18 protein-coding genes and 1 tRNA gene are annotated in these 21,356 nt (G+C 61.6%); 1 reads left to right on the top strand and 18 read right to left on the bottom strand.

Annotation, left to right across the window (positions count from 1 at the left end; all coding sequences use genetic code 11):
* Nucleotides 1–88 precede the first annotated feature (88 nt).
* The 3 genes from C4900_RS05545 to C4900_RS05535 form a co-directional block, all read right to left on the bottom strand.
* Nucleotides 89–1,987, bottom strand: a complete 1,899-nt coding sequence (locus C4900_RS05545; protein WP_065969462.1) for a response regulator — start codon at nt 1,985–1,987, stop codon at nt 89–91.
* A gap of 49 nt (nt 1,988–2,036) precedes the next feature.
* Nucleotides 2,037–3,098: a sensor histidine kinase gene (locus C4900_RS05540; RefSeq protein ID WP_141689218.1), complete on the bottom strand. Its 1,062-nt coding sequence runs from the start codon at nt 3,096–3,098 to the stop codon at nt 2,037–2,039.
* A gap of 115 nt (nt 3,099–3,213) precedes the next feature.
* Nucleotides 3,214–3,303: transfer RNA gene (locus C4900_RS05535), tRNA-Ser, on the bottom strand.
* Nucleotides 3,304–3,413: 110 nt separating this feature from the next.
* Between C4900_RS05535 and mltF the strand changes: the two genes are divergently transcribed.
* The gene (mltF, locus tag C4900_RS05530; RefSeq protein ID WP_114282550.1) at nt 3,414–4,826 is read left to right on the top strand and encodes a membrane-bound lytic murein transglycosylase MltF; all 1,413 of its coding nucleotides are present in this window, start codon (nt 3,414–3,416) and stop codon (nt 4,824–4,826) included.
* Here the strand turns inward: mltF and tadA are convergent.
* From tadA to C4900_RS05465, 15 genes are all read right to left on the bottom strand, one after another.
* Nucleotides 4,794–5,315, bottom strand: coding sequence for a tRNA adenosine(34) deaminase TadA (gene tadA / locus C4900_RS05525; RefSeq protein WP_233431943.1), 522 nt, complete (start codon nt 5,313–5,315; stop codon nt 4,794–4,796). The two genes, mltF and tadA, sit on opposite strands and share 33 nt — an antisense overlap.
* Nucleotides 5,316–5,916: 601 nt before the next feature.
* On the bottom strand, nt 5,917–7,452 hold the full coding sequence (locus C4900_RS05520; protein WP_211306782.1) for an MFS transporter: 1,536 nt from the start codon (nt 7,450–7,452) through the stop codon (nt 5,917–5,919).
* Nucleotides 7,453–8,303: 851 nt separating this feature from the next.
* Entirely contained in the window at nt 8,304–8,429 is a 126-nt protein-coding gene (locus tag C4900_RS16860) for a hypothetical protein (protein WP_267254344.1), read from the bottom strand.
* Between the two features lie 384 nt (nt 8,430–8,813).
* The gene (locus tag C4900_RS05515; protein ID WP_141689149.1) at nt 8,814–9,644 is read right to left on the bottom strand and encodes a hypothetical protein; all 831 of its coding nucleotides are present in this window, start codon (nt 9,642–9,644) and stop codon (nt 8,814–8,816) included.
* A gap of 42 nt (nt 9,645–9,686) precedes the next feature.
* The gene (locus C4900_RS05510; protein ID WP_065968680.1) at nt 9,687–10,634 is read right to left on the bottom strand and encodes a cytochrome c oxidase assembly protein; all 948 of its coding nucleotides are present in this window, start codon (nt 10,632–10,634) and stop codon (nt 9,687–9,689) included.
* A 359-nt stretch (nt 10,635–10,993) separates the two neighbouring features.
* The gene (locus C4900_RS05505) at nt 10,994–11,545 is read right to left on the bottom strand and encodes a rusticyanin (protein ID WP_065972088.1); all 552 of its coding nucleotides are present in this window, start codon (nt 11,543–11,545) and stop codon (nt 10,994–10,996) included.
* Between the two features lie 191 nt (nt 11,546–11,736).
* On the bottom strand, nt 11,737–11,880 hold the full coding sequence (locus tag C4900_RS15960; protein ID WP_170132346.1) for a hypothetical protein: 144 nt from the start codon (nt 11,878–11,880) through the stop codon (nt 11,737–11,739).
* A 49-nt stretch (nt 11,881–11,929) separates the two neighbouring features.
* The gene (locus C4900_RS05500; protein WP_065972087.1) at nt 11,930–12,880 is read right to left on the bottom strand and encodes a heme o synthase; all 951 of its coding nucleotides are present in this window, start codon (nt 12,878–12,880) and stop codon (nt 11,930–11,932) included.
* 253 nt (nt 12,881–13,133) lie between these two features.
* The gene (locus tag C4900_RS05495) at nt 13,134–13,325 is read right to left on the bottom strand and encodes a cytochrome C oxidase subunit IV (protein ID WP_065972086.1); all 192 of its coding nucleotides are present in this window, start codon (nt 13,323–13,325) and stop codon (nt 13,134–13,136) included.
* A 40-nt stretch (nt 13,326–13,365) separates the two neighbouring features.
* Nucleotides 13,366–13,920, bottom strand: coding sequence for a cytochrome C oxidase subunit III (locus tag C4900_RS05490; RefSeq protein ID WP_065972085.1), 555 nt, complete (start codon nt 13,918–13,920; stop codon nt 13,366–13,368).
* Between the two features lie 19 nt (nt 13,921–13,939).
* A complete protein-coding gene (locus C4900_RS05485) occupies nt 13,940–15,826 on the bottom strand; it encodes a cytochrome c oxidase subunit I (protein ID WP_065972084.1) in 1,887 nt (628 codons plus the stop codon).
* A 54-nt stretch (nt 15,827–15,880) separates the two neighbouring features.
* On the bottom strand, nt 15,881–16,642 hold the full coding sequence (locus tag C4900_RS05480; RefSeq protein WP_065972083.1) for a cytochrome c oxidase subunit II: 762 nt from the start codon (nt 16,640–16,642) through the stop codon (nt 15,881–15,883).
* Nucleotides 16,643–16,651: 9 nt separating this feature from the next.
* Entirely contained in the window at nt 16,652–17,203 is a 552-nt protein-coding gene (locus C4900_RS05475; protein ID WP_065972082.1) for a cupredoxin domain-containing protein, read from the bottom strand.
* Between the two features lie 97 nt (nt 17,204–17,300).
* Nucleotides 17,301–17,969, bottom strand: a complete 669-nt coding sequence (locus C4900_RS05470) for a c-type cytochrome (protein ID WP_211306723.1) — start codon at nt 17,967–17,969, stop codon at nt 17,301–17,303.
* A 16-nt stretch (nt 17,970–17,985) separates the two neighbouring features.
* Entirely contained in the window at nt 17,986–19,353 is a 1,368-nt protein-coding gene (locus C4900_RS05465; RefSeq protein ID WP_211306781.1) for a hypothetical protein, read from the bottom strand.
* Nucleotides 19,354–21,356 lie beyond the last annotated feature (2,003 nt).

The raw sequence follows: 21,356 nt of genomic DNA, 5'->3' as shown, positions 1-21,356 counted from the left end.
CGACATATCTATTCTACAAATGGGTGGGCCCGCCCTTATCGGACGTTAGTCGGAATATCGGATCGAAAAACGCAGGATTATAGAATATTCACGAGCCCGCTTTGTCCATGGTCGCCTGCACCGCCTCGATGAGAGTGCTTACGCCGAAAGGTTTGGCCAGGTATCCGGCGAACCGCGACCCACGGGTTTTTTCCTGGGCGCTCGCCTCATCATAACCACAACATAAGAGTACGGGGATACGCGCGTTAATGGCCTGCATCTCCTTGCAGGCGTCCTCCCCACCTTTGCGCGGCATGGAGAGATCCAGGATGACGAGATCGATCTCGGCCATATGCTCGCGAAATATCCGGACCCCCTCTACGCCGTCGGGGGCTACCAGCACACGGTAGCCAAGCGGTTCCAGGGCGCGCTGGGCGAGCGATCGCAGCATTTCCTCATCATCCACGAACAATACGGTGTGATGCCTGGCATCGCGCGGCCGGCGTACCTCTTCTACGCCACGCCGTTCGCGCTCGGGCGCGGCCGGTAACAGGATCCGCACGGTCGTGCCGTGCCCCGGGGCCGTATCGACATCGATACCGCCGCGATAGGCCTTCACGATACTCAAGACGACGCTAAGACCTATACCCCTGGCGCCCTCTTTGCTGGAAAAAAACGGCTCGAAGATGCGCCTCACAAGGGCCGGTTCCATACCGCATCCGGTGTCCGACACCTCAAAGACGGCGTGCAGGCCGGGTTGCGGTCGGCCATAGGCAAACATATCGGCGACATCGTCTGCGATTTCCATGCGATCTGTGGTGATCGACAGCGTGCCACCGCTCTCGGCCATCGCCTCGCTCGCGTTCAGACAAAGATTCAACATCACCTGCTGGATCTCGGCGGGATCGGCCTCGATCGGCGGAATATCGGGTCGCAGGGCCTTGCGCACCACGATCGACTTCTGCATCTGCGACCGTAGAATGACCAGCATTGTGGTCACCATACTGTTCAAGTAGACGGATTCCAGGGACCCCTTGCCCGGTCCCGCGAAGTCCAAAAGCTCACGGTTGAGCTCGGCGGCGCGCTCCGAGGCCTGGATGATGGTCTCGATATCCTTTTGAACGCTATGTTCGGGCGCCAAAGCCATGCGCGCAAGCTCCGCGCTTCCCACGATGCCGGTCAGGATATTGTTGAAGTCGTGGGCAATTCCGGCCGCCAGGACCGCTGTATTCTCATGCTTTTGCGACCTTATGACGAGCTCGCGCAATCGTTGCGCGTTCTCCTCGGCCTCCCGGCGCCGTGTCACGTCGCGTGATACCACGACCCAATACCCAGGCGTAGTCAAAGGGGCGGCCGAGAATTCGGTCCAGAACATCTCGGCATCGCCACGATAATCCACGAGCTCGGCACGTACCGGCTGTCCGGCACGCATATCCTGGCGTATCTCGTCGAGCTTGCGCCGGTCGGTCCGCGGACCTGGCGCCAGACATAAAAGCTGATGGTCCTCTTGCGCATGATCCGGCCCGCCCATGCGGCTAATACAAGCGGAATTGCGGTAAATGACCTCGTAGCCGTCCGTCGATCGATTGCGCGCGATCAATAACGATTCATCGAGATAGGACAGGGCTTCACTCAAAAGCTCGCTACCCGCGCGTCCCCGCAAGACACCGTGCAGGCGCGCGCCGAGCCGCGCGCCCTGACGGCGTGACACGACGTCGAGCGCCCCCCAGCGCAGACCGGCCGTGGCGACACTATCATCGACCTCCTGCGCGACCACGATCACAGGCCGCACCACCACATCCTGCACGGTATCCTGCCAGATGCGAAATACCGACTCGCTTATAACAATGACATCCAGCGTGAGGTCCTGAAGCCGGGCGCGTGCCGCCGGGGACCAGGGCAGTTCCTGAATATCCAGGGATATTTCCTCGTCGCGACAGATCTTTGCGACCCATGCAGGGTCGACGTCGAGGCACAGGACCGACAAGATTGGCGTGGCAACACTCATGCGAAATACTCGGTTTTCGGGTTGAACAACGTCAAGGAGCCGCCCGGTGTTATAACGACCGGAAACGGAGCACGAAACGCGTACCAGTGGGCCCGGTATGACCCAACGACAAGGGCGCGCCGGCGGCGCTCGCCAGGGCATGGGCGATGGCAAGTCCAAGACCCATGCCGCTCGTACGCGTCGTCGTCAAGGGTTCGAACAAACGCTCGCGCACCTCATCGGGCAGACCCGGACCACTGTCCTCCACCCACATCTCGATCTGATCGTCCACCTGGTGGACCTGCACATACAGGCTGCGTGCGGCCGGTGGTGGCTGCTCGGACAGTATCTGCAGTGAGTTCAGGATCAAATGATCGATGGCCTGAACCAGGAACTTGGGGTCCGCCACCACCATCATATCGCGCTTTGCGTCGACTGTGAGCGCGACCCGTGACTGACGCGCGAGCGGGCGCACCATCTCCGTGACTTCGGTCAGCACCTCGGCGAGACTGATGGGGCGCCGGGCAATCTCCCCGGAAAACTCTGCGATCTGAGCCACGACCCGCCGCACCCGGACATTAATGCGCTCGAGCTGCTCCAGCACCTGCCGACGCACCTGATCGGTATCGGCCCCGGGGGACTCCAGAGACTCTATGAGAAGATGGATGTTATGGAGAGGGTTACGCACATCGTGAAGGACGGCCGACAGACTAATCCATAAGGCCTGATTGCGCTCGACACTCATGAGCCGTTGCCGGAATCCCTCCGAGGTCACGAGCGCCTGCGCGAGCTTGGTGCGGGCATGCCACCATGCGCTAAACGCCCCCACCCCTCCCCCAATCAATGCCGGCACCCCAAACAAGAGAAACGCCGGATCGCGCGGCGAGACGAGCGCGTCCAATAGCCGGTAATGATAGCCTACGGCGCCGGCGACAAGACCCACAACCACGCCGCCCAGGGTATACAAGGCGCCAGTGAGATCTTGTCGGGCACCCCCCTCGGGCTGCCGCGCACCACGCAGGTACAATAGGTTGGAACGGCCGGCATGGCCACGGCCGCGACCTGCGATAGCCTTGCGCAGGCGACTGGCCACATGACCGTGATCATCTTGCTCGGGGCAACTTCCTGTCATGAATCCGTTCCTCTTGGCCGCCGCCACGAAGCCTGATTCGAAACACGCACCCCCCGCGTATCCTGTGGATCGGATGGGGCGAGTCGGCCAACCTTGGCCTTGAGCTCTCCAGGAATGGCGGAGAGGGTGGGATTCGAACCCACGTGGGGCGATGCCCCCAACAGATTTCGAGTCTGCGCCGGTATGACCGCTTCGGTACCTCTCCCCGGGACGGTAAGCTTAACTGGTGTCGCCAAGAAAGGATAGAGGGGGTATGATCAAACCCATGCGTAAGCCCGGCGACAGAATGAAGGGGGCAGGGCCCAGGCCTTTGCCATGGTTCCACACCCCATATTAAGAACCCTGGCGCTGGCCGCCCTCGCGGCGGTTATGCTCGACGGGTGCTCCTCCCGCCATGCCCAGCCAAAGCTCGTGCGGCTTCCGGACCAGAAACGCGGTGAACTCGTCGTCCTGACACGCACCGGCCCTACGACTTATTACGAGGGGGCGCAGGGACCGGCGGGCATGGAATACGACATGGCCCGGGATTTCGCGGACTATCTCGGACTGAAACTCAAAATCAAGATCATTGCCCGCGACCGCGGATTGATGCAGGCCTTGGCCGCCGGAGAAGGCGACCTCGTGGCCGGCATTGCGATTACGTCCGCACGGAAGCAGGAAGCACGCTTCGGTCCACCCTACCAGGTCATTCACGAAGATCTTGTATACCGCGCCGGTACCCGCAAGCCCGGCAATGCGCGCGCCCTCATCGGGCGACCGATCGAGGTAGTGGCGGGGTCGAGCGCGGCTGCCGCCCTCGCGGGTCTACGCCCGACACTCCCGCATCTGGCCTGGACCGATACTACTCACATGCAGGCCGATGAACTGTTGTTCCTGGTATGGCAGGGCCTGTTGCGCTTCACGGTCGCCGACTCCAACGTGGTAGCCGTCAACCGCCGCTATTACCCGGCGCTACGCGTCGCCTTTACCGTCGGGCCGCCACGGGAATTGGCCTGGGCATTCCCGAAGAAGCGCGACACCAAGCTCTACCGTGCCGCCTTTCGCTTCTTTGCGCAGCTGCGGCGCTCGGGGCAATTGGCCGATCTGATCGCTCGCTACTACGGCGTTACGCGATTCAACTACGTCCATATCCATACCTACTTGAGACGAGTGCGGGTGGCGCTGCCGCTCTACGCCCCGCTTTTTCGGAGCGCCGGCGCCCGTTATCACATCCCCTGGCGCCTGTTGGCCGCGGTCTCCTACCAGGAGTCACGCTGGCACGCCAACGCCGAATCGCCGACCGGGGTTCAGGGCCTCATGATGCTGACCAACGACACCTGTCTCTCGGTGGGAGTCACTGATCGCCTGAACCCGCGCCAGAGTATCGACGGAGGGGCGCGCTACCTGCGTGCGCTCCTCGACGCCCTGCCCTCTGATATCCCGCAACCCGACCGCACCTGGATGGCGCTTGCCGCCTACAATATCGGCCTCAATCATCTCGAAGACGCCAGGTGGCTGACACGCGAACAAGGGGCCAACCCGGATCGCTGGACGGACGTCGAGCAGCGCCTGCCGCTCCTCGAAGACCCTTGGTGGTTTCGCAAGACCCGCTACGGCTACGCCCCGGGCTATACAGCCGTGCAATACGTCAACCGTATCCGGGTCTACTACCGGATCCTTCGCCACCTCCGCCAAACCTCGGGCGCCACGCGCTCGTTACTCTTTCAATTGAGCGAGCCCGCGATCTGAGCCGTCGGCACGACGAGCGCGGAAGAAATCACGCAGGAGCGCCTCGCATTCCGCCGCCAAGACGCCACCGGCAACCGACACGCGATGATTGAAGCGGGCATCATCGGTGAGCGTGAAGGCCGAACCCGCGGCCCCTGCGCGCGGATCCGCGGCACCGAACACGAGGCGCGCCACACGCGCATGCACGAGTGCGACGGCGCACATGGCGCAGGGCTCGAGGGTAACATACAAGACACAGTCCTTGAGACGGTAATTGCCGACCCGCGCCCCGCCGGCGCGCAATGCCAGAATCTCAGCATGGGCAGTGGGATCATGAAGAGCAATCGGGCGGTTGCCGGCGCCCGCAAGCATGACACCGGCGCGTACCAGGACCGCGCCGACCGGCACCTCGCCCGCACGCGCGGCATCCGCGGCCTGTGCGAGCGCCACAGCCATCCAATGCTCGTCATCCCGCACGCCCGCCTCCTCGGTATCATCCGTCATCCGCATTCGCTGATTCCTGAATAACCCTGGCCCCAAGACGTCCCAATCTCCCCCAAGCCCCGACACCATAGCCACCACGACTGCTTATACTAGTACGGCGACGTCATGACGTGCCGCGGCACACGACAACCCATTCCCGCACGGGGCGGGAAGCACCGTGCCAGAACCACAAGATCGGGCGCCCCAGGCTTGCGCGTCTTGGGATGCGTCCGGGTTTCGTAAGCCTCTTTGCCGACTTAAGCGACGAAGACCGCCAGCCGTTCCCGGCTCACTCTTGGCCACCCTCAAGGCCAGCCTGTTGCGCGCAGGTCTGCTGGCCGGGGCCGGTGAACTGCTGGGCCCGGGTATGGGGCGGCTTGCCTACAGCCAGCGGATCGTAGCCACCGTTACTGAGTAAACAGGGTCGCCGGTACCTCACAAAGCATCTCGCCGTGCCGCCGCCTGCGGATGTTGTGATATTCGGCCGCGCGATGGGGCTTCATGGCCTTAGGCCTTGTGACCGCTCTCGCAAAGACTGTTGCACCCCCAGGTCTTGCCATAAGCGCAGTCCCTGCGGCGGTCTGGCGTTCATCTGCCGGCCCAACGGGGGCCGTCCCTAGCGGGGTCCCTAACCGCTCTCGTTTTCCGTCTCTTCGACAAAACTATGGGCCGAGGCCTTGGGCAACACCCGCGGCGGGATCAGGAAAAACCAGGCGACGAAGGCGCCTGCCAGACACAACCACATCGAAAGCCGCAACAGGTTGTCAAGACTCACGGTATGCGCCTCGACCACCAAAAATCTCTGCAGGCCGTCGAGCGGTCCCGTGGTCGTATGTCCATAACGCGAGATCTCCGCAGCCAAGGCATTGCTCGCCCGCGCGCTGCCGCGCGACCAATAGACCGCCAGCACGGTCACACCGATATTGGCGCTGAACACACGTATGAAATTCGCGGTGGTGGCCGCCGCCGGTACCGCGGCGACAGCAATCTCGGACATGATGATCATGGTCAGCGGCACGAACAGGATGCCGACCCCGAGCCCTAGGACCAGCAGCGGCCAGAACAGGTCGGATAGGGCGCTTCCCGGATGCACCGACAGCGTACCATAGGCACCGCTCAGCAACAGAAAACTCAGGCTCGCCAGGCGCCGCAGCCCAAATACACCCCGCAGATGGTCGAGGGCCGCGGACATAGGTAGTGCCCCCAGGCCTACCGGCAACAACAGGACTCCGCCCCACAGGCCGTTATACCCAAGATCCTCTTCGGCCCACAACGGCAGAATCGACGCCCACCCCATAAAGAGCGCCCAACCGAGGCTCAAAAGCATGAGACCGAGCACATAATTACGGCGCCTGAGATAATGAAACTGCAACAGGGGATGACGCGCCCGCGCCTCATACCAGCCGAACAAATAAAGGCAGACGACGGCTGCAAACGAGGCGTCGCGAATGAACGGTGAGTACCACCAGCCGTGCTGCTCACCCTGGTCCAGCACCACTTGTAGCGCCATGAGGCCCGCATAAAGGAGCGCAAAACCGAGAAAATCGAAGGACGGGGCCTCGGATACGGGCAGGACCACAGTCTCCCGGATACCACGACCGCCCGCCCACAGCGCGACCAGCCACAGCGGCACCGTTAACCCAAAGATCAGATGGAAACCGACCGTGGTCGCAAGCCAACCGCCGACGGCCGGCCCTATGAAAAACGGCAGGAGCATGGCGTTGCTCCAAAACACGGTGACGATACCGTGACGACGCGCCGGTGTCGCGGCGAGAAACACGCTCTGGCTCAAGGGAACGAGAAGACCCGCACCTAAGCCCTCCATCGCTCGCGAGACCAGCATGACCCACAGGTTATGAGTAAACGCGCCTATGAGGCTGCCGGCCGCCGCCAGCCATACCGCCCCCTGAAAGACCCGGCGTCGCCCGAAGCGACGCGTACTCCAGGGCATGAGCGTGATGCCAAGCGACCAATGCACCACGAAATAGGTGAGCGTCCATAGCGCGCGGTAACTGCTGGTGGCAAGACCGCCGCCGATATAAGGAAAGATGGCCTGCACCCCGGCCCCTTCGAAGGAACCGAGCGCCAGCGCCAGCCCCACGCCCCCAAATAGGGCGATCAGTCTGACGGGCTGGGGATTGGGTTCCTGAGATACGAGGGACAAAGACACTGCTTTAGTATATCACGATATGCATATGTATTGCAGATCACTCATGCGGCCGCAAAGGTGCTCGCACCGAGCGTGGGCTGCGCCCCTCAATCCTCCTATCCGTTGATGGTCTCGAAGCTATATTCCTCCTCGACAAAGGCCTCCCGCAGCGCCGCTTAAGCGGTGCACGGGGCAGTCGATGAGCACCGACCGGTTCGGGCGCTTCCTGATAGCCCCGTGCCGTGAAGGCCGCCGGACATCGATCTGCATCCGCCCCAAGCCCCACCGTCGCGCCCGCTGCACGATCTCCCGCCAACCAACCATCGGGGCTTACGGTCGATCGAGCAACCCCGGGGGCAACATAGATGTCATCAAACGACGACCAGCCCTCCGGCCGGCACGCAAGGCGCCTGCCGACGGCTGCTACGCTCAACATCATCCCGAAACGGCAGGCCGTCGCGCACGCCAGCAAGATCGGTCTACGTAAAGACAGGAACAGCTGGCCCCCTCAACCCGCTCAAGTGGGTGAGCTTCCAGCCAAGACTCGCGGTTCGGGATTGTGCGGTACTCCTAATTTGCATCATGCATGGGCCCTATTACAGATCCGAGTGGTATTGCCGGGTGCCGCCCCAGCGCAGCGCCCGGGCCGCATCGCCAGCAGATGATCAGGCGAGGCATCGCCCCGTCGCACCGGCATGAGAAAGGTTTGGGGGGAAACGGCCTAGAGGACCACAGCCAAGTGAACCGCGACACCGTTAGGTGCCGATCAAAGCCGCTGGTATAGTGCCGCCTCAAGTCGCGGTCCACCGCTCAATCTGTCACGGACTCCAGCGCCGCTCCCACGGCCACAGCCGGCGGCACCGTACTCATCCGATACCGTGACGGGCGCCGTTCACGGCCGTGCCGTGGGCAAGCGCCGCCATACTGCGCACGATCGCCCTAAGCGGCCGTGGCACGATGTCGATGAGGGCGTACTCCCCACCCGCCAGCACCCTCCGCCCTGGTCTGCCGCAGGCGCAACGCTAAGGCCGCAGTGGCACCATGGCACGACAGGGACGTCACGATAGCAGCCGCGTCTGTGCCGCGAGCCGGCGCGGGCGGGCCGCCTATAGCGAGTTGCGATCCCGAGCCCATGGCAATGCCCACATGCGACGGCCCTGTTGCGCTTGCCGCCCCCCTATTTCCCTGCCCGGCGCGTACCCGCCCCGCATCCCGTAACGGCCCGCGCGCGCCACGATGTCCCCATCGCCGGCCCACATGATGGCTCGTGCCGGATTTCGCCGGTTTTGACTGGCTGCCCGACCCCTGTCAACAGCATGCGCCGACGCAGCGCCGTCTCGCCTAGAACGGCATCCTAGGCGCCACCCCCATCACGGTTAGCGTCTCTTCCAGGCCGGTCGCCGGAACCATTGCGCCACGCGTCCCACGGTCACCCGGAACACCGCCTTCACAGACGGGGGAACGCGCGTGACTCGCGCCAAAAAATGCGCAAAGAACACGATTCCGGCGGCGGGTATCAAAAACAGGGCCACGATCGCCATCTCCCACTTCATAGGCACGGGTCGGTTCGAGTCGGGTGTCGTCACATCGGACGGGGTCGGCGGCTGCCATTGATCCTTCTCCGCCACCGCGGCCTCGCGTTGTAAGGATGTGCCCAAGGCCCGCGCGGCTGCCGGGTATTGCACCCGCATACGCTTCGCCGCTGCGACGTCTTCGAGGTCCAAAAATGTGGTCGTTGACGAGGCCCCCCGCCAGACCTTGACCTCCGCGCCATCGGGCTCTATCCAACGTGCCACTACCGGCCCATGGGCCAGGTCGCCGCTTAGATCCGCAGGCTGCCCGTATTTATAGCGCACCATTGCTATGATGTTTTTCACCTGCCGAGTATCGTCAAAGCTTGGGAATGTGTATTGCGCGATCGCGAAGTGCCCGCCGCGCGTGAAATTCACCGTAAGACGACTCGCCCCCTGCAATCTTGCCGGCTGGCCATTGACTCTATAGGTATCGAACCACTGCTCCGACTCCTTCGCCGAGGTCTTGAAGCCCGCGCGCGCCAGCGCAGCATTCACACGCGCGCGCGTCGCCCCGACCACCGGCACGCCAAAAAATGCCACCACGTGCGCGCTCGCCACACCCACGCCCAACATCGTCACTACAACCGCCACCGCCAGATGCCGCCAACATAATTCCGTCCGTCTCACGCTCACACTCTCCTGCGGTCCGCCACGGCATCCGTCCGCTTGCGCCCGTCAAAGCTCCTGTCGTCCCGCCGATCGCGAATAATCCCCATACTCTTCGCTCTCCGAGACGCCCACCACACCCGATATCCACTGCCAAAAATGCCAAGATACGAGACACATCGTCGGTAAGGACAGGCCCGTCATCACTGCCCCGGCGATATGCACGTCAGTCACACGGCTCATACCCCACAGCAAAGGCGTCCCGGTCGACGGATTCATGCTTTTCATGGCGCTCCAAAACCACATCGTGCCCATGACCATCATCGCAAACTCCATTGCCCATACATACAAACCTTTGCGCAAATGGTTCTGCAGGTTCGGAAAGGCTGGAAGGGCCCGCAGGGATTGCATCCACACGATCATTCCGAGCGCGAGATAGACCCCGGGCAGCAGACCAAACACCAGCACATTGCGCAGCCCCAACGCCATTTGATCTGTCATATCCCACAACACGAGGACAATGGCAAGGGCAACGGTCGTAACGAGCGGGCGGTGCAATACGCGCAAGACAGACCACCATGGCCCCTTGAGGCGCACCGAATCGACGAGTGAAAACGGGATACCAAGGACAATCAAGGGCGCCGCGAACTCGAACTCACCCATGAGCTTTACCGTGTAAAGCGTCATTGATCGCCCCACGAAGCCGTTTAAAGGCGACTCCCATAGCGCCAAGGCAAGCAGCACGCCCGACACGAAGGACCACACCTGCCCTGCCGACCACAGCGGTGCGTCGCTGCTGCGCGAGCGATAACGATCATAGTGCCCAAAGTACAGACGCAGCACGGCCAGTGCCGCCAACCACGGCAATGGGTTCAGATCCGCCGCCCAGAAGCGCCACGTCGCGGCATCGACCCCGGCCGCGCGATAGCCGGCGTAATACACGCCCGCCCACAGCAAGCCCAGAGGCGCAACAAGCCGCCAACGCCGCGCCAGGCCGTTCCGATCTTCGCCCGCCATCGTCCCCATCCCACTCATGTCTCGCTACCCTCCCGACCCTCGCCCCGCCAAAGCGCACTATCCGAGATCACCCATCCATCATACCCTCAACCCACCGGCCGCCTCCTCATCGGCTTCCGGTTCGTCGGGGGCCGCCACCATGCCTTCCGGCCGCCTTTCGACTCGCCGTTCCGCGCGCACCCCCCAGTCTTCGGCCCGCTCCCCCTTGTCGCGCGGATAGCGGACTTCCGCCTCCCGGTCGCTGGTCCGGCTAGACGCAGAACGAAAAAGCCGGGGCCATCACAGCGCCCCGGCTCTTTGCTATGTCAGGGGCCCGGCATCACCCGCTCCACCCCCGACCACCCTCACTACACCGTCCTTTACTTGACGACAATCTTTCCAAACATGCCTGTAGCGGCATGGCCCGGGATCTGGCAAACGTAGTAATACGTGCCGGCAGCCGGATGCCACGTGAAGGTCGCATAACCGAACTTACCCGCCGCAGGCACCGGCGAGAAGCCCGTCCCTACCACGATCGGCGCGATCTGCGGGATCACCGCGTACGGCGGACCCTTCTTCGTGACATCGAAGCTATGCCCGAAACCCTTGTTGGTATTGATGAAGGTAAATTTCACCGTCGCCCCCGCCGGGAAGTCCAGCGTCGGGTTCTTGACGTGATGGATCTCGAAGCTCGGGAATGGGAAGCCCGGCAACACGGCCGCCGCCACGACATTCGCGTTCTTGCCGTAGGTCACGGTGTTACCGCTCACCTTGCCATTATCCTTCTCGAGCATCGCCTTGACCTGCGGAAGGGTGGCCTTCTTAAAGGCGCTCGTCGGCACCAATGCCGCGCATGCCACGCCGACGCTGAACACCGCGCCCGCTACCATAGCCGCGCCCTTGGCGACACGCGCCCGCTTCACGCTCTCCATCGTTCCTGCATTGCTATTCATTACGTTCTCCTAAGTGCACCACATGTAAACGTGACCTGATCCCGCTTTACGCCGAATTCCCAGCCACTCTGTCGCCGCCGCGCGGGCCACACGACATGCCCGACCGACGTTGGGTTTTGCGTACACTAGGCCTAGGCACGCCCGCCGCAGGCGTCCCACGCCCGCGCCGCTTATGTTACCATTCGAACCACAATGTAATATCCACCGAGGGCGATTGTCGCCCACGCCAGCAGCAAAAGCAAGACGAGGTTGCCACTCAGAGACTGCCCCTCCTCGGGCATTTCCTCTAGGCTCGCCTGATCGATTTCCTTCATGCATTCCCCCTTATCCTGCCGTTATTTCCGGTGTCCGCGCCTCGTACCCTCACAGCCCCACCATGTAGTGATCCACCAGCAATGCTGCGAACAGTATGGTCAAGTAGGCAATCGAGTATCCAAACATGCGCATCGGGTTATGCCGATCCGGAGCATAAATGAGTCGCAGGGCATGATATAAGAACCCTATTCCCAAGATATCCGCACTGATGATGTAGGGTTTGCCGGCCATACCGATCATATACGGCACCTGGGTTGCGAACACCGTTGCCACCGTGTACCCAAGGATCAGCCAGCTCGTGTGCCGAATACCGCGCGTTACCGGCATCATCGGGATGCCGACCCGCGCATAGTCGTCACGACGGTAGATGGCAAGCGGCCAAAAGTGCGCCGGCGTCCACAAAAAGATAATCAGAAACAGCACCCAGCTTGCGAGAGGTGCATGGCCCGTCACCGCCGCCCATCCCAAGACCGGCGGGATCGCGCCAGCCGCGCCCCCTAGTACGATGTTCTGCGGTGTACGCCGTTTCAGAAAGCCCGTATAGATGCCGGCATAACCCACCAGGCCCGCCATCGTCAGGATGGCTGTCAGCTCGTTTACGAACACCGTAAGCACCAGCACCGATAATGCCATCAGAACGGTCGCAAATACCAACGCGCCCGTCACCGATATGGCATCATTCGGCAGCGGGCGGGCGTGCGTGCGCCTCATCTGGCCGTCGATTTGCCGATCGACTACATGATTGATAGCCGCCGCCGCGCCTGAAGCAAAGGCGATACCGACATTGGCCCAAAAAATCACCGTCCAATGGATGTCCGCCATCCGAGCCGGCGAGGCGAGCAACATCCCTACCATGGCGGTAAAAATCAGAAGGCTCACAACCCTTGGCTTTGTGAGCTCGCAATAGGACTGAACAACCGCGAAATCCAGTCCCAGGCTGCGCGACTGCACCAACACGCGCGAGCGCCAAGATCCCGCCAGCACCCGTTCGTCACTCATACCCTAACCTCGCTGCGTATCTGCCGTTGTCCCGGCCCGCTACCCGTTAGGCTGCATGGATACCATCACGCAGCACGTGCGCTATTTCTAATCTTTAGCGCGGCCTGCCGGAGTTGCGCGTCAGGATGCGTTTCCCGTTGTCGCCGCCCTGAGAGGTGCCGCACGACCGAGACATTTGCTCGACAGTCCTTGATGGGTGGAGCCCATCGGGCGCCCATTCCGCCGCCCGACAGGACCCATTTTCCCGACCCTGCTAGTACTGATCTTCCTTCTCGCCGTCGCGCTTCAGGACGCGTACGCGATCCTCATTCGCCGCCTCCTTCAGGACCCACCAGAAGAATATCGACAGGAAGATTATCGGGAACCCGATGAAGCCGGTGAGCCAAAAGAACATTGGCGTATCGGCCCCCGCGGGGATGATGAATGACAAGTGCGACAGGTTCATATGTGATTCTCTCCTTGCTCCGCTACGCGGCCTACGCCATTTAAGCCAAGTAGAACACGACGAAGAACACGGTCCAAATGAGGACCATGAAACCCCAGAAACTCACGACATTGTGTGCTACCCAGCGTTCCGCACTGAACCGCGCCGGCACGCGCTTGCCTTTCATGATGCTGGCGAGAAATGCGAGTGTCACGGCCACGAAATACAGTCCGATCCACCCACTCGTTATGTCGTAGATGCCACCATAGCCTTGCCCGATGGGGACCGCGCTCCAGGTGGAGATGATCCCCGCTATCATAAGGATACCGACCACCATAAGGAGCGTGAAATTCCCGAGCGCCGCGGCATCCTGCCCGCGCGATAGCTTCCCACGCGCCCCAAGCATCGGCCCTATGCTAAGCAGCATGATCGCAGTCAGGGTGGCGCCTGTGTCGAAGTCCACGCCCTTGGGCACACCCGTTCCGCCCCAAAGGAAGCGCCCCAGGTCGAATGCCGCGCAGATGATCCCCATAAAAAGCATGGGGAAGAAAAACGCGCCGCGCTTTGCCCTCTCCGGGGCTGGATCCATCAAAGATCCCGTACTCTCGACTGCCATAGTAATAATCCTCCGCTTCCTACTTGCCAGCCGCCGTCGGCGCCCACACAAAGGGCTCCGGCGCACCATCCGCATAGTTGTCATTCGGGCCCACGACCGTTACCTCGCTCCCTTCAGGGAACACGATGTACGGAGTCGGCGACGCCGCATGCCACTCAAGCGACTTGCTCCCCCACGGGTTCTGCGGGGCCTTCTTGCCCGACCGCCAGCTAATGAAGAGATTCGCCGCCGGGATCAGGAAGCCCGCGCCCAGGAAAAATGCCGAGATCGACACGAACTCGTTCAAGGGGTGCAGGTAAGGCAGGTACACGGCGATGCGCCGGTTCATGCCCTCGATGCCCAGGATGAACATCGGGAAGAAGGTCATGTTGAAGAAGATGAAGAACCACCAGGCGTGGAACTTCGCCCAGAACTCATTGACCATGCGTCCCGTGACCTTCGGGAACCACCAGTACAGACCCGCGAGCCACGAGAAGATCACCGCGCCCAGAATCGTGTAATGGAAGTGCGCGACGACCCAATACGTGTTGTGCAGCTGGAAGTCCGCCGGCACGTCGGCATTGAAGATACCGGTGAGACCCCCGATCAGGAAGTTCATCATCGCCATGAGACACAGCAACACCGGCGACGACAGCTTCAGGCGGCCGCCCCACAGCGTACCCAGTGCCGCCAGGAACACGAAGCCAGTCGGAATCGACACGGTCTCGGTGATGGTCATGAAGATCGGCATGCGTATCGCGCTCACCGCCGTGAAGTAGTGATGCACGCCGAGCATGGCGCCCACCATGCTGACGCCGAGCAGGCCAGCAACCGCCCAGTTTCTTGCAAACAGCGGTCGTTGCGCCGCCGCCGGCAGGATCTCAAGCCACAGCGCGAACGCCGGCAACGCGAACACATACACTTCCGGATGGAACAGCCACCAGAACTGATCGTCGTAGGCCAAAGGTATGCCCGTAGGGCCTGTATAGAAGTGGCTACCGAGGATCATATCCGACAGATCCATCAACGTACCGGTGAACGTGGCCGGCGCCTCTACGATCAGGATCGTCGCTGCCGCGAACAGGCCCCAGGCAAACATGGGTACGCGTCCCAGGCTCATCCCTTTGGCGCGCATATAGATGATGGTGCCCATGATGTTGAGTGCGCCCAGAAGCGAGCTCGTGAGCAGCGTGGCGGCGCCCAGCGCATAGAACACGATACCGCTACCGCTGTTCTGCGCAAGCGGCGGATAGCCCCACCAGCCGGTCTGGAAACCACCGATCAAGGGGCTTAGAAACACGGCCACCGCGGCCGGCGGCAAAAGCCACCAGCTCAAGCCCAGCAAACGGGGATAGATCACGGTGCGCGCCCCGAGCATGAGAGGCAACAGGTAATAGCCCATGCCACCGACGATGACCGAGGCCGCAACGCCCAGAAGCATTATCAGACCATGGATACCGAAGGTCATGTTGTAGTGGATCTCAGACAGCCACCAGCTGGTGGAATCCGGCGTAAGCAGCTGTATGCGAATCATCATCGCTGCCAGCCCCGCAAAGAAAAAGGCCAGCACGTTGAAGATCACATAGCGTACGGCCGTTGCCTTCGGGTCGGAGCTGAACCGGAAGTACCGCTCCACACCGGTCAGCGACGGCGCCTCTTCGCCCCCGAACGCCCGCCGAATCCAGCCATCCCAGATACCGCTGCCAGCGATCCAGCCAAGCAAACCAAACACATAACCAAGCGTCGCCGGCAAGGGGTTGACGATCACCGAATGGGTCACCATGGCCGTAATCCACGCTGCCGCGAAATAGCCGATAAACCCAAACAAGCCCGCACGGACCATCGGCAATACCATGGACCAAACGAAGGGTTGTTCCCCTCCGCCTGCCCCACCTACTGCTCGCCCCTGAACATCTGTAGTCGCCATCGTAAATTTCCTCTTTCTATCCGGGAATCATGTCCTGCCGATCGTTCCGGCGCCTCAGAAACTGTTGTTCGACACCCAGGTCTTGAACGCCGCCTTGGTCAACACCTCGACGGGCGCGCGCATCATCGGATGCCCATTGCCGCAGATCAACGAACACTGGACGCGAATCATCGGGTTCGTCTTTGTCGACCCCAGGACCGTCGGGGTCACATAGAGGTGCCGAATCTCGTTTGGAATCACGTCCTTTTTGACACCCCAGGCCGGGACCCAGAAGTCATGCATAACATCCTTCGTACGCAACACGAAGTCTATCGTCCGGCCCACCGGCACCACGAGCTTGGAGACGTCGGTAATTCCCTGCTTCGGGTAGGAGAACGTCCACTTCCACTGCTGGGCGGTCACATCCACCACAAGCGGATGTTTGGCCTGCATCTGTATCCCCCAAAGCTGTTCCAGACCTACCATGCCCGGATAGATCGTGTTCGCCAGGTTGATCGCGATACTCATGACCAACCAAAAGATCACGAAAGGCCCAAAATAACGTCTCTGGTAGGCCGGCGGTCCGGAGTCACCGGGACGCGCCCGAAAACGGATCGCACAGTAGACAATGGTCCCGCCCACCAGCACATAGATCGCCACCGCTTGCCAGATCAAATAGGTGGTGGCATCGGCGGTAATATGCGCCTGTACGCTCCCCAACAACGGCCAATGGTCGATCCCGTATGCCGCCAGCCCTTCTGCGATCGCCATGCCGATGATCCACGCAACCACCAAGCCACCGAACGCCTTTACCAAGTTTTCCGTTCTTGCGCTCATCGCTCCCCCTTAGGCCCCCTGCGCCGGCAAGACATTGATCCGGCCACGCATCCCATTCATATAATGCTGACCCGATTGCAGGAAGCAACCGTAATTCCACTTCCCGGGCTTATTGGGAACCGTGAAGCTGAACGTGAACTTCTGCCCCGGGTTCAGGCTCACCGAGAAGGCCGGTATAGGTCCGGTCTGGCCGCCCGCCGTAATCGGCACCCCGTCGAAGAAGTTCGTCTTCCAGCCGACCGCCATGGCCTGAGACTGCGGAAAACCGTTAGTGCGTGTCACAAGGTTACGGCCGATGGAAAACTGATGCGGCAAAGGGGGCGCCGACTGTGAGCGATCCATGATCGTCAGCTGCACCTTCTCGCCCACATGCCATGTAAAGTGGTCCGGTACATAGTAATAATTAAATTCGTTGACCGTGTAATGGTGAACACCGTTCACCACCTTCCCGGCACTCATCGGCAACGCAACCGTGTGTTCCCACCGTAGCGCCCCGAATATCACCGCGGCGCATAACACGCCGGATGCGAGGACTACCCCCGTACCCTTTCCTGCCGCCATTTCTCGTTTCCTCCTAATATGGACGCAAAGGCGTGCCACCAGCCCGGCCCGGCGCCCCCTTGTGGCGCCGGGCCGGTCCTACTTCCTGCGGATCGTCTTACAACGACGACAGATACGCGGCCACCTCCTTCATCTGCGGCACGGTGATGTTCTTCGCGATCTGGTTCATGAGCTCGTTCTTGCGCGTCCCATTATGGAAGTACGTCAGCTGCTGGACGATGTAGCGGTAGCGCTGTCCGGCGATATCCGGGAACGTGCTGGCACCCTGGGCATTGGCCCCATGGCACTCCATGCATGCCGGGATCTGCTCGGAGGTCACGCCGTTCATGAAGATCGCCTTGCCGGCCTTGGCGCCGGCATGATGCACGCCGCTTGCCTGCATGCGCGGGCGCTGCGCTGCGAAGTAGCTCGCCACCTGGTCGATCTGGCCTGTGGTCAACCCCTGGGCCACCGGGGCCATGTAGATGTTGCCGTTCTGGTCGGCGCGGTGGCCGTTGCGGAACTGCTTCAACTGCATGACGAGATAGGCCTTATGCTGGCCGGCCAGCCGCGGGATGATGTTATAGTCGGTGCTCGCCCCGTGCATGCCGTGACATACCGCGCAGTCGCTGCTCACGCGATAGGGCGTGGGCCCCGACACCACCTTGGTCTTGGTGGCCGCCCCGGCGACCCCCGCCATGGCCAACAACACCGCCGCCGCCACCGGGCGCCAGACGGTCCCCATGGAGGGTCGCTTCGATTCCTGTGTCTGTGAATGGTTTGTCATAATCCGCATCCTTCCCTTAATAGGCAATCCAGGCGAGCAGCTCGATGGTGTTGAACTTCGACGGACTCACCCCGTTATTCCCCGTCAGACCCCGGAACTTGTTGAACACCGTGTAACGCACCGACAGGCGCGTGTTCCACCACGGCAGGTAGGAGGCCTCCACCCACTCGTCGGTGGTGTTGGGCGAGCCGTTGGCGGAGGTGTAGACGTTGCCGCCCCAGAAGCTGCTGTTGGCGGTCCCGGTCACGTCCTGGAAGCCGCCCTGCGCGCCGTATTCGTCGTGGTACCAGTAGGTGGCGTTCAGGTTGAAGGTATTGAGCTGACCGTGCGTGAGGCTGGTGTTCAGCGCCCCTGCCGCAAAGTTGGCATCCTCATGGATCAGGTTGGCGCGTACCGTGACGTTATCGTTGTCGTTGATATCGAGCCACTGCAGCTGCGAGTCGAGGTCATAGTCATAGAAGCGGTTGACCGCATTGCTGATCGGGCTCGCGTAGACGCGCGACCACATGTCGTAGGTCCCGACCTCCCAGTTCCAGTCCGACCAGTCGTGCTGATAGGCGAGGCGCAAATACGGGGCTGTGCCGGCCAATTGCCCAAAAAGACTGTTCGAACCCCCTTCAAAAAATCCGCCCTGGTTTGGTGCGGCGCCGGTGCCCTCGGAGTTATTGTAGGCATCGGCCTCGGCATAGAACCAGTTGGCGCGGTTCGGCCCGACGATGTCGGCGGCGTAGGCGCCGAGACCGATCAAGGGGAATGCAGCACCCGGGCTCGAGCCGATGAAGGTCGTCGGCACCGCCCCTTCGGCCGTATAGTTCGACGTAAAGAACGGCGCCTGCCAGTCGGGCGAGGTGTTCCAGAGGTCGGTGGCGCTCGGGGTGTTGTTGACGTCCACGCCCGTGATCAGGGTGTTGTGCAACCCGAGCTTCCAGGCCTGCGTGCGTACGATGCTCGAATCATCGAACGCAAAGGTGCCGCTCTGACCATTATAGGTGATGTGCAGGAAGTCGCCGACATGCGGGGTGACCTCACCGGCATAGAACAGGCTCACCTGCTGCGGGACCTCCAGATTGTTGTTGGTCCCTACCGGCTGACCCCCCTTCGCCGTGCGGGCCGGGGCCCCCAGTGCCTGCTGGCTGCCGGCAACATGGGTGTCCGAGGCCTGCACGAAGATCGAGAACTGCGAGATGCGCGGCAACAGCAGGTGCACGACATTTCCGACCTTGGCCTCGACCTTCTGCTGCGGCTGGAGGTTCGTCGTGGTATAGCCCATCAGCTTGAATATCCGCCCCATGGGGGTGAGCTGCGGAAAGGAGGTGTGACAGGTGGCGCACGACCAGCCGGTCTGCCGCGCGAAACTCGGAAGCGCCCAGGCATTGGCCGACATGGCTAAGCCGCCAATGATGGATGTCAATGCAAGAACTTTCCGAGGTTCTAATCTTGGTATTTTAAAGGCCATACTATTCTTCTCCCTGTGGAACATATACATGCAAGACCCGACGCCTGTGATCGCGACCGAGTCCGAACTCGCCGACTGAATGCTGGATCCCCACGCCCCGGTGTCTCGTCTCCTCACCCGCCATGCGGGCCTCATCTTTTGGTGAGCCCTCTAGTCCCGGTACCCTGGCCGCCAAGCGCCCTCTTGGGGGCGACTCTTGTGTCTGGTACCCCGACTGATGTGCTCGCCTTACTATCCAGCGCCCTTCCCCACCATCACGGGATGCCTATGGGTCACTGGGAACTTTTCACGCCCTTGCCCTCTAATGGCTGTGTATGGCCAAGATCGACGCCGCGGCGTCGCGACGAAGGCTCGGGGGTGGTTTATCGGTGATAAGAAAAAAAGATAAGCGGGAAGGCCGCGCCCTTCTTCCGGGGGCGAGGCGGGATCGGCAAGTGACCGACTACGCGGTGCGGGAATTCTGCATAGCGGCATGTCAGGTCTTTCGTTATAGGAATCAGATCGCCAACAAGGCGTGATGCTATGAAACAAAAAAGTGGAGCCCGGTACCCTATCGCCATTACGGCCCGTATCGAGAAATGCGAGGGAATCGGTCAGCGCGCGATGGATGTAACGCCAAAGCCCGCATAGGATCCATGCGAGGCCGTGCGTCAGGGAAAGCGTACCCAACGGTCCGTTTTTGGGCCACACTGAGAATACCGGCTTCGCCTGTCGCTCTCTCGACATCTGCTAGATTTCCGCCCTGCTCACACGCGCCCCTCGTACCCGAGGCACGATCAGTAGTCGTTCTTTCTATAGAGTGAACCGCCGAAAGGACGAGCCATTCCGCGGTCCGCTTGTGCTAGTGACGTCATCCCTTGCCGTGCTCACCCAGAATCCCATCTGGCCCCTTGCGTTCACTGCGACCGCCTTCGCAAGCCCTACAAATTCCGCCCATGATATATCTATTTCCATGGAAAGGACGAGTGCAACTGCCTTTTCCGATCCTAGTTGCTGCACCTGTCCACCGCTGAGCTATCGGAGCGATGTTAGATGATGGCCCTTGGCTTTGCAAGGATATTCCCTGACACGGCGCGCCCAAGAACGCATTATTAGATTCTAATATATAAATGTTTTTAACATTGTCCAACAAGCGGCCGATTACCTTCCTGGCCCCGAAGCCCCGGCCCTCTCGAACCTAGCCCCTATCGTGTCCATCCCTCGAAAGGGATAACGGCCGGCGGGAGATGTAACCATAGAGCGAACCCAAGCGCAAGCCCTTTGTTAGGGCATCTTGGCGCGATTGCCCCTGATCCGGGCACATGCGCCGCGCGGTCGTGCAACCGGAGCGGGCAAACCGTGGCGGCACTGCCCCATTACTATGCAGAGTCGCTCGTGGCACACCCCCCCAGACGGGATGAGTCACGCAAGGCCTCCGCGGAGTCCTTGTCACAGAGCAGACATCCGGCATTCACGACGTACGCCCCACACCCACATGATCCGGCGCCTCATCGAGGCGGCGACGCGGGACGACGGGCGCGGCAGACACCAAGGGTGACGACTGCCGCGCTATGGCACTCAAGGCCGCCGGGATCGGGACCTTCGTCCGTTCCCCATGAAACGGTCACAGCGGGTGCTGGCATAAGGGCTGGCACGCGGCATGCCGGTCGGGGTTCTGGCCGGATTTCCGGCGGTCGCGCTAAGAGAAGGCGGAATGAGCCTGGGTCATGGCAGTCGGCGAGGGGCAAATAGGTCCCGGCATCATGGCGACCCGAGGCCCTCATGCGCAAAAACCGCCTGCCCTGCCCCGATATGGCCCATGACCGGCGCGCGAGCCCGCGGATCGGGGCGCAAGAGGGTCGATCGAGGACATCGATCGTGGCACAATGACACCGGAACGGGTCCTCCGACAGGAACGCCCCGTGGGGCGTTTCATGGGTCCAGGGCCCCAC

The organism is Acidiferrobacter thiooxydans (assembly GCF_003333315.1).
In the GTDB taxonomy this organism is placed as follows: Bacteria; Pseudomonadota; Gammaproteobacteria; order Acidiferrobacterales; family Acidiferrobacteraceae; genus Acidiferrobacter; species Acidiferrobacter thiooxydans.
Note: the sequence above shows the minus strand (reverse complement) of the source record. Positions and strands in the feature narration are given on the sequence as shown.

Bases quoted from the DNA above. Each gene is read 5' to 3' on its own strand.
- C4900_RS05545 (WP_065969462.1), bottom strand. From the start codon at position 1,987: ATGAGTGTTGCCACGCCAATCTTGTCGGTCCTGTGCCTCGACGTCGAC.
- C4900_RS05540 (WP_141689218.1), bottom strand. From the start codon at position 3,098: ATGACAGGAAGTTGCCCCGAGCAAGATGATCACGGTCATGTGGCCAGT.
- mltF (WP_114282550.1), top strand. From the start codon at position 3,414: ATGGTTCCACACCCCATATTAAGAACCCTGGCGCTGGCCGCCCTCGCG.
- tadA (WP_233431943.1), bottom strand. From the start codon at position 5,315: ATGCGGATGACGGATGATACCGAGGAGGCGGGCGTGCGGGATGACGAG.
- C4900_RS05510 (WP_065968680.1), bottom strand. From the start codon at position 10,634: ATGGCGGGCGAAGATCGGAACGGCCTGGCGCGGCGTTGGCGGCTTGTT.
- C4900_RS05505 (WP_065972088.1), bottom strand. From the start codon at position 11,545: ATGGAGAGCGTGAAGCGGGCGCGTGTCGCCAAGGGCGCGGCTATGGTA.
- C4900_RS15960 (WP_170132346.1), bottom strand. From the start codon at position 11,880: ATGAAGGAAATCGATCAGGCGAGCCTAGAGGAAATGCCCGAGGAGGGG.
- C4900_RS05500 (WP_065972087.1), bottom strand. From the start codon at position 12,880: ATGAGTGACGAACGGGTGCTGGCGGGATCTTGGCGCTCGCGCGTGTTG.
- C4900_RS05495 (WP_065972086.1), bottom strand. From the start codon at position 13,325: ATGAACCTGTCGCACTTGTCATTCATCATCCCCGCGGGGGCCGATACG.
- C4900_RS05490 (WP_065972085.1), bottom strand. From the start codon at position 13,920: ATGGCAGTCGAGAGTACGGGATCTTTGATGGATCCAGCCCCGGAGAGG.
- C4900_RS05485 (WP_065972084.1), bottom strand. From the start codon at position 15,826: ATGGCGACTACAGATGTTCAGGGGCGAGCAGTAGGTGGGGCAGGCGGA.
- C4900_RS05480 (WP_065972083.1), bottom strand. From the start codon at position 16,642: ATGAGCGCAAGAACGGAAAACTTGGTAAAGGCGTTCGGTGGCTTGGTG.
- C4900_RS05475 (WP_065972082.1), bottom strand. From the start codon at position 17,203: ATGGCGGCAGGAAAGGGTACGGGGGTAGTCCTCGCATCCGGCGTGTTA.
- C4900_RS05470 (WP_211306723.1), bottom strand. From the start codon at position 17,969: ATGACAAACCATTCACAGACACAGGAATCGAAGCGACCCTCCATGGGG.
- C4900_RS05465 (WP_211306781.1), bottom strand. From the start codon at position 19,353: ATGTCGGCCAATGCCTGGGCGCTTCCGAGTTTCGCGCGGCAGACCGGC.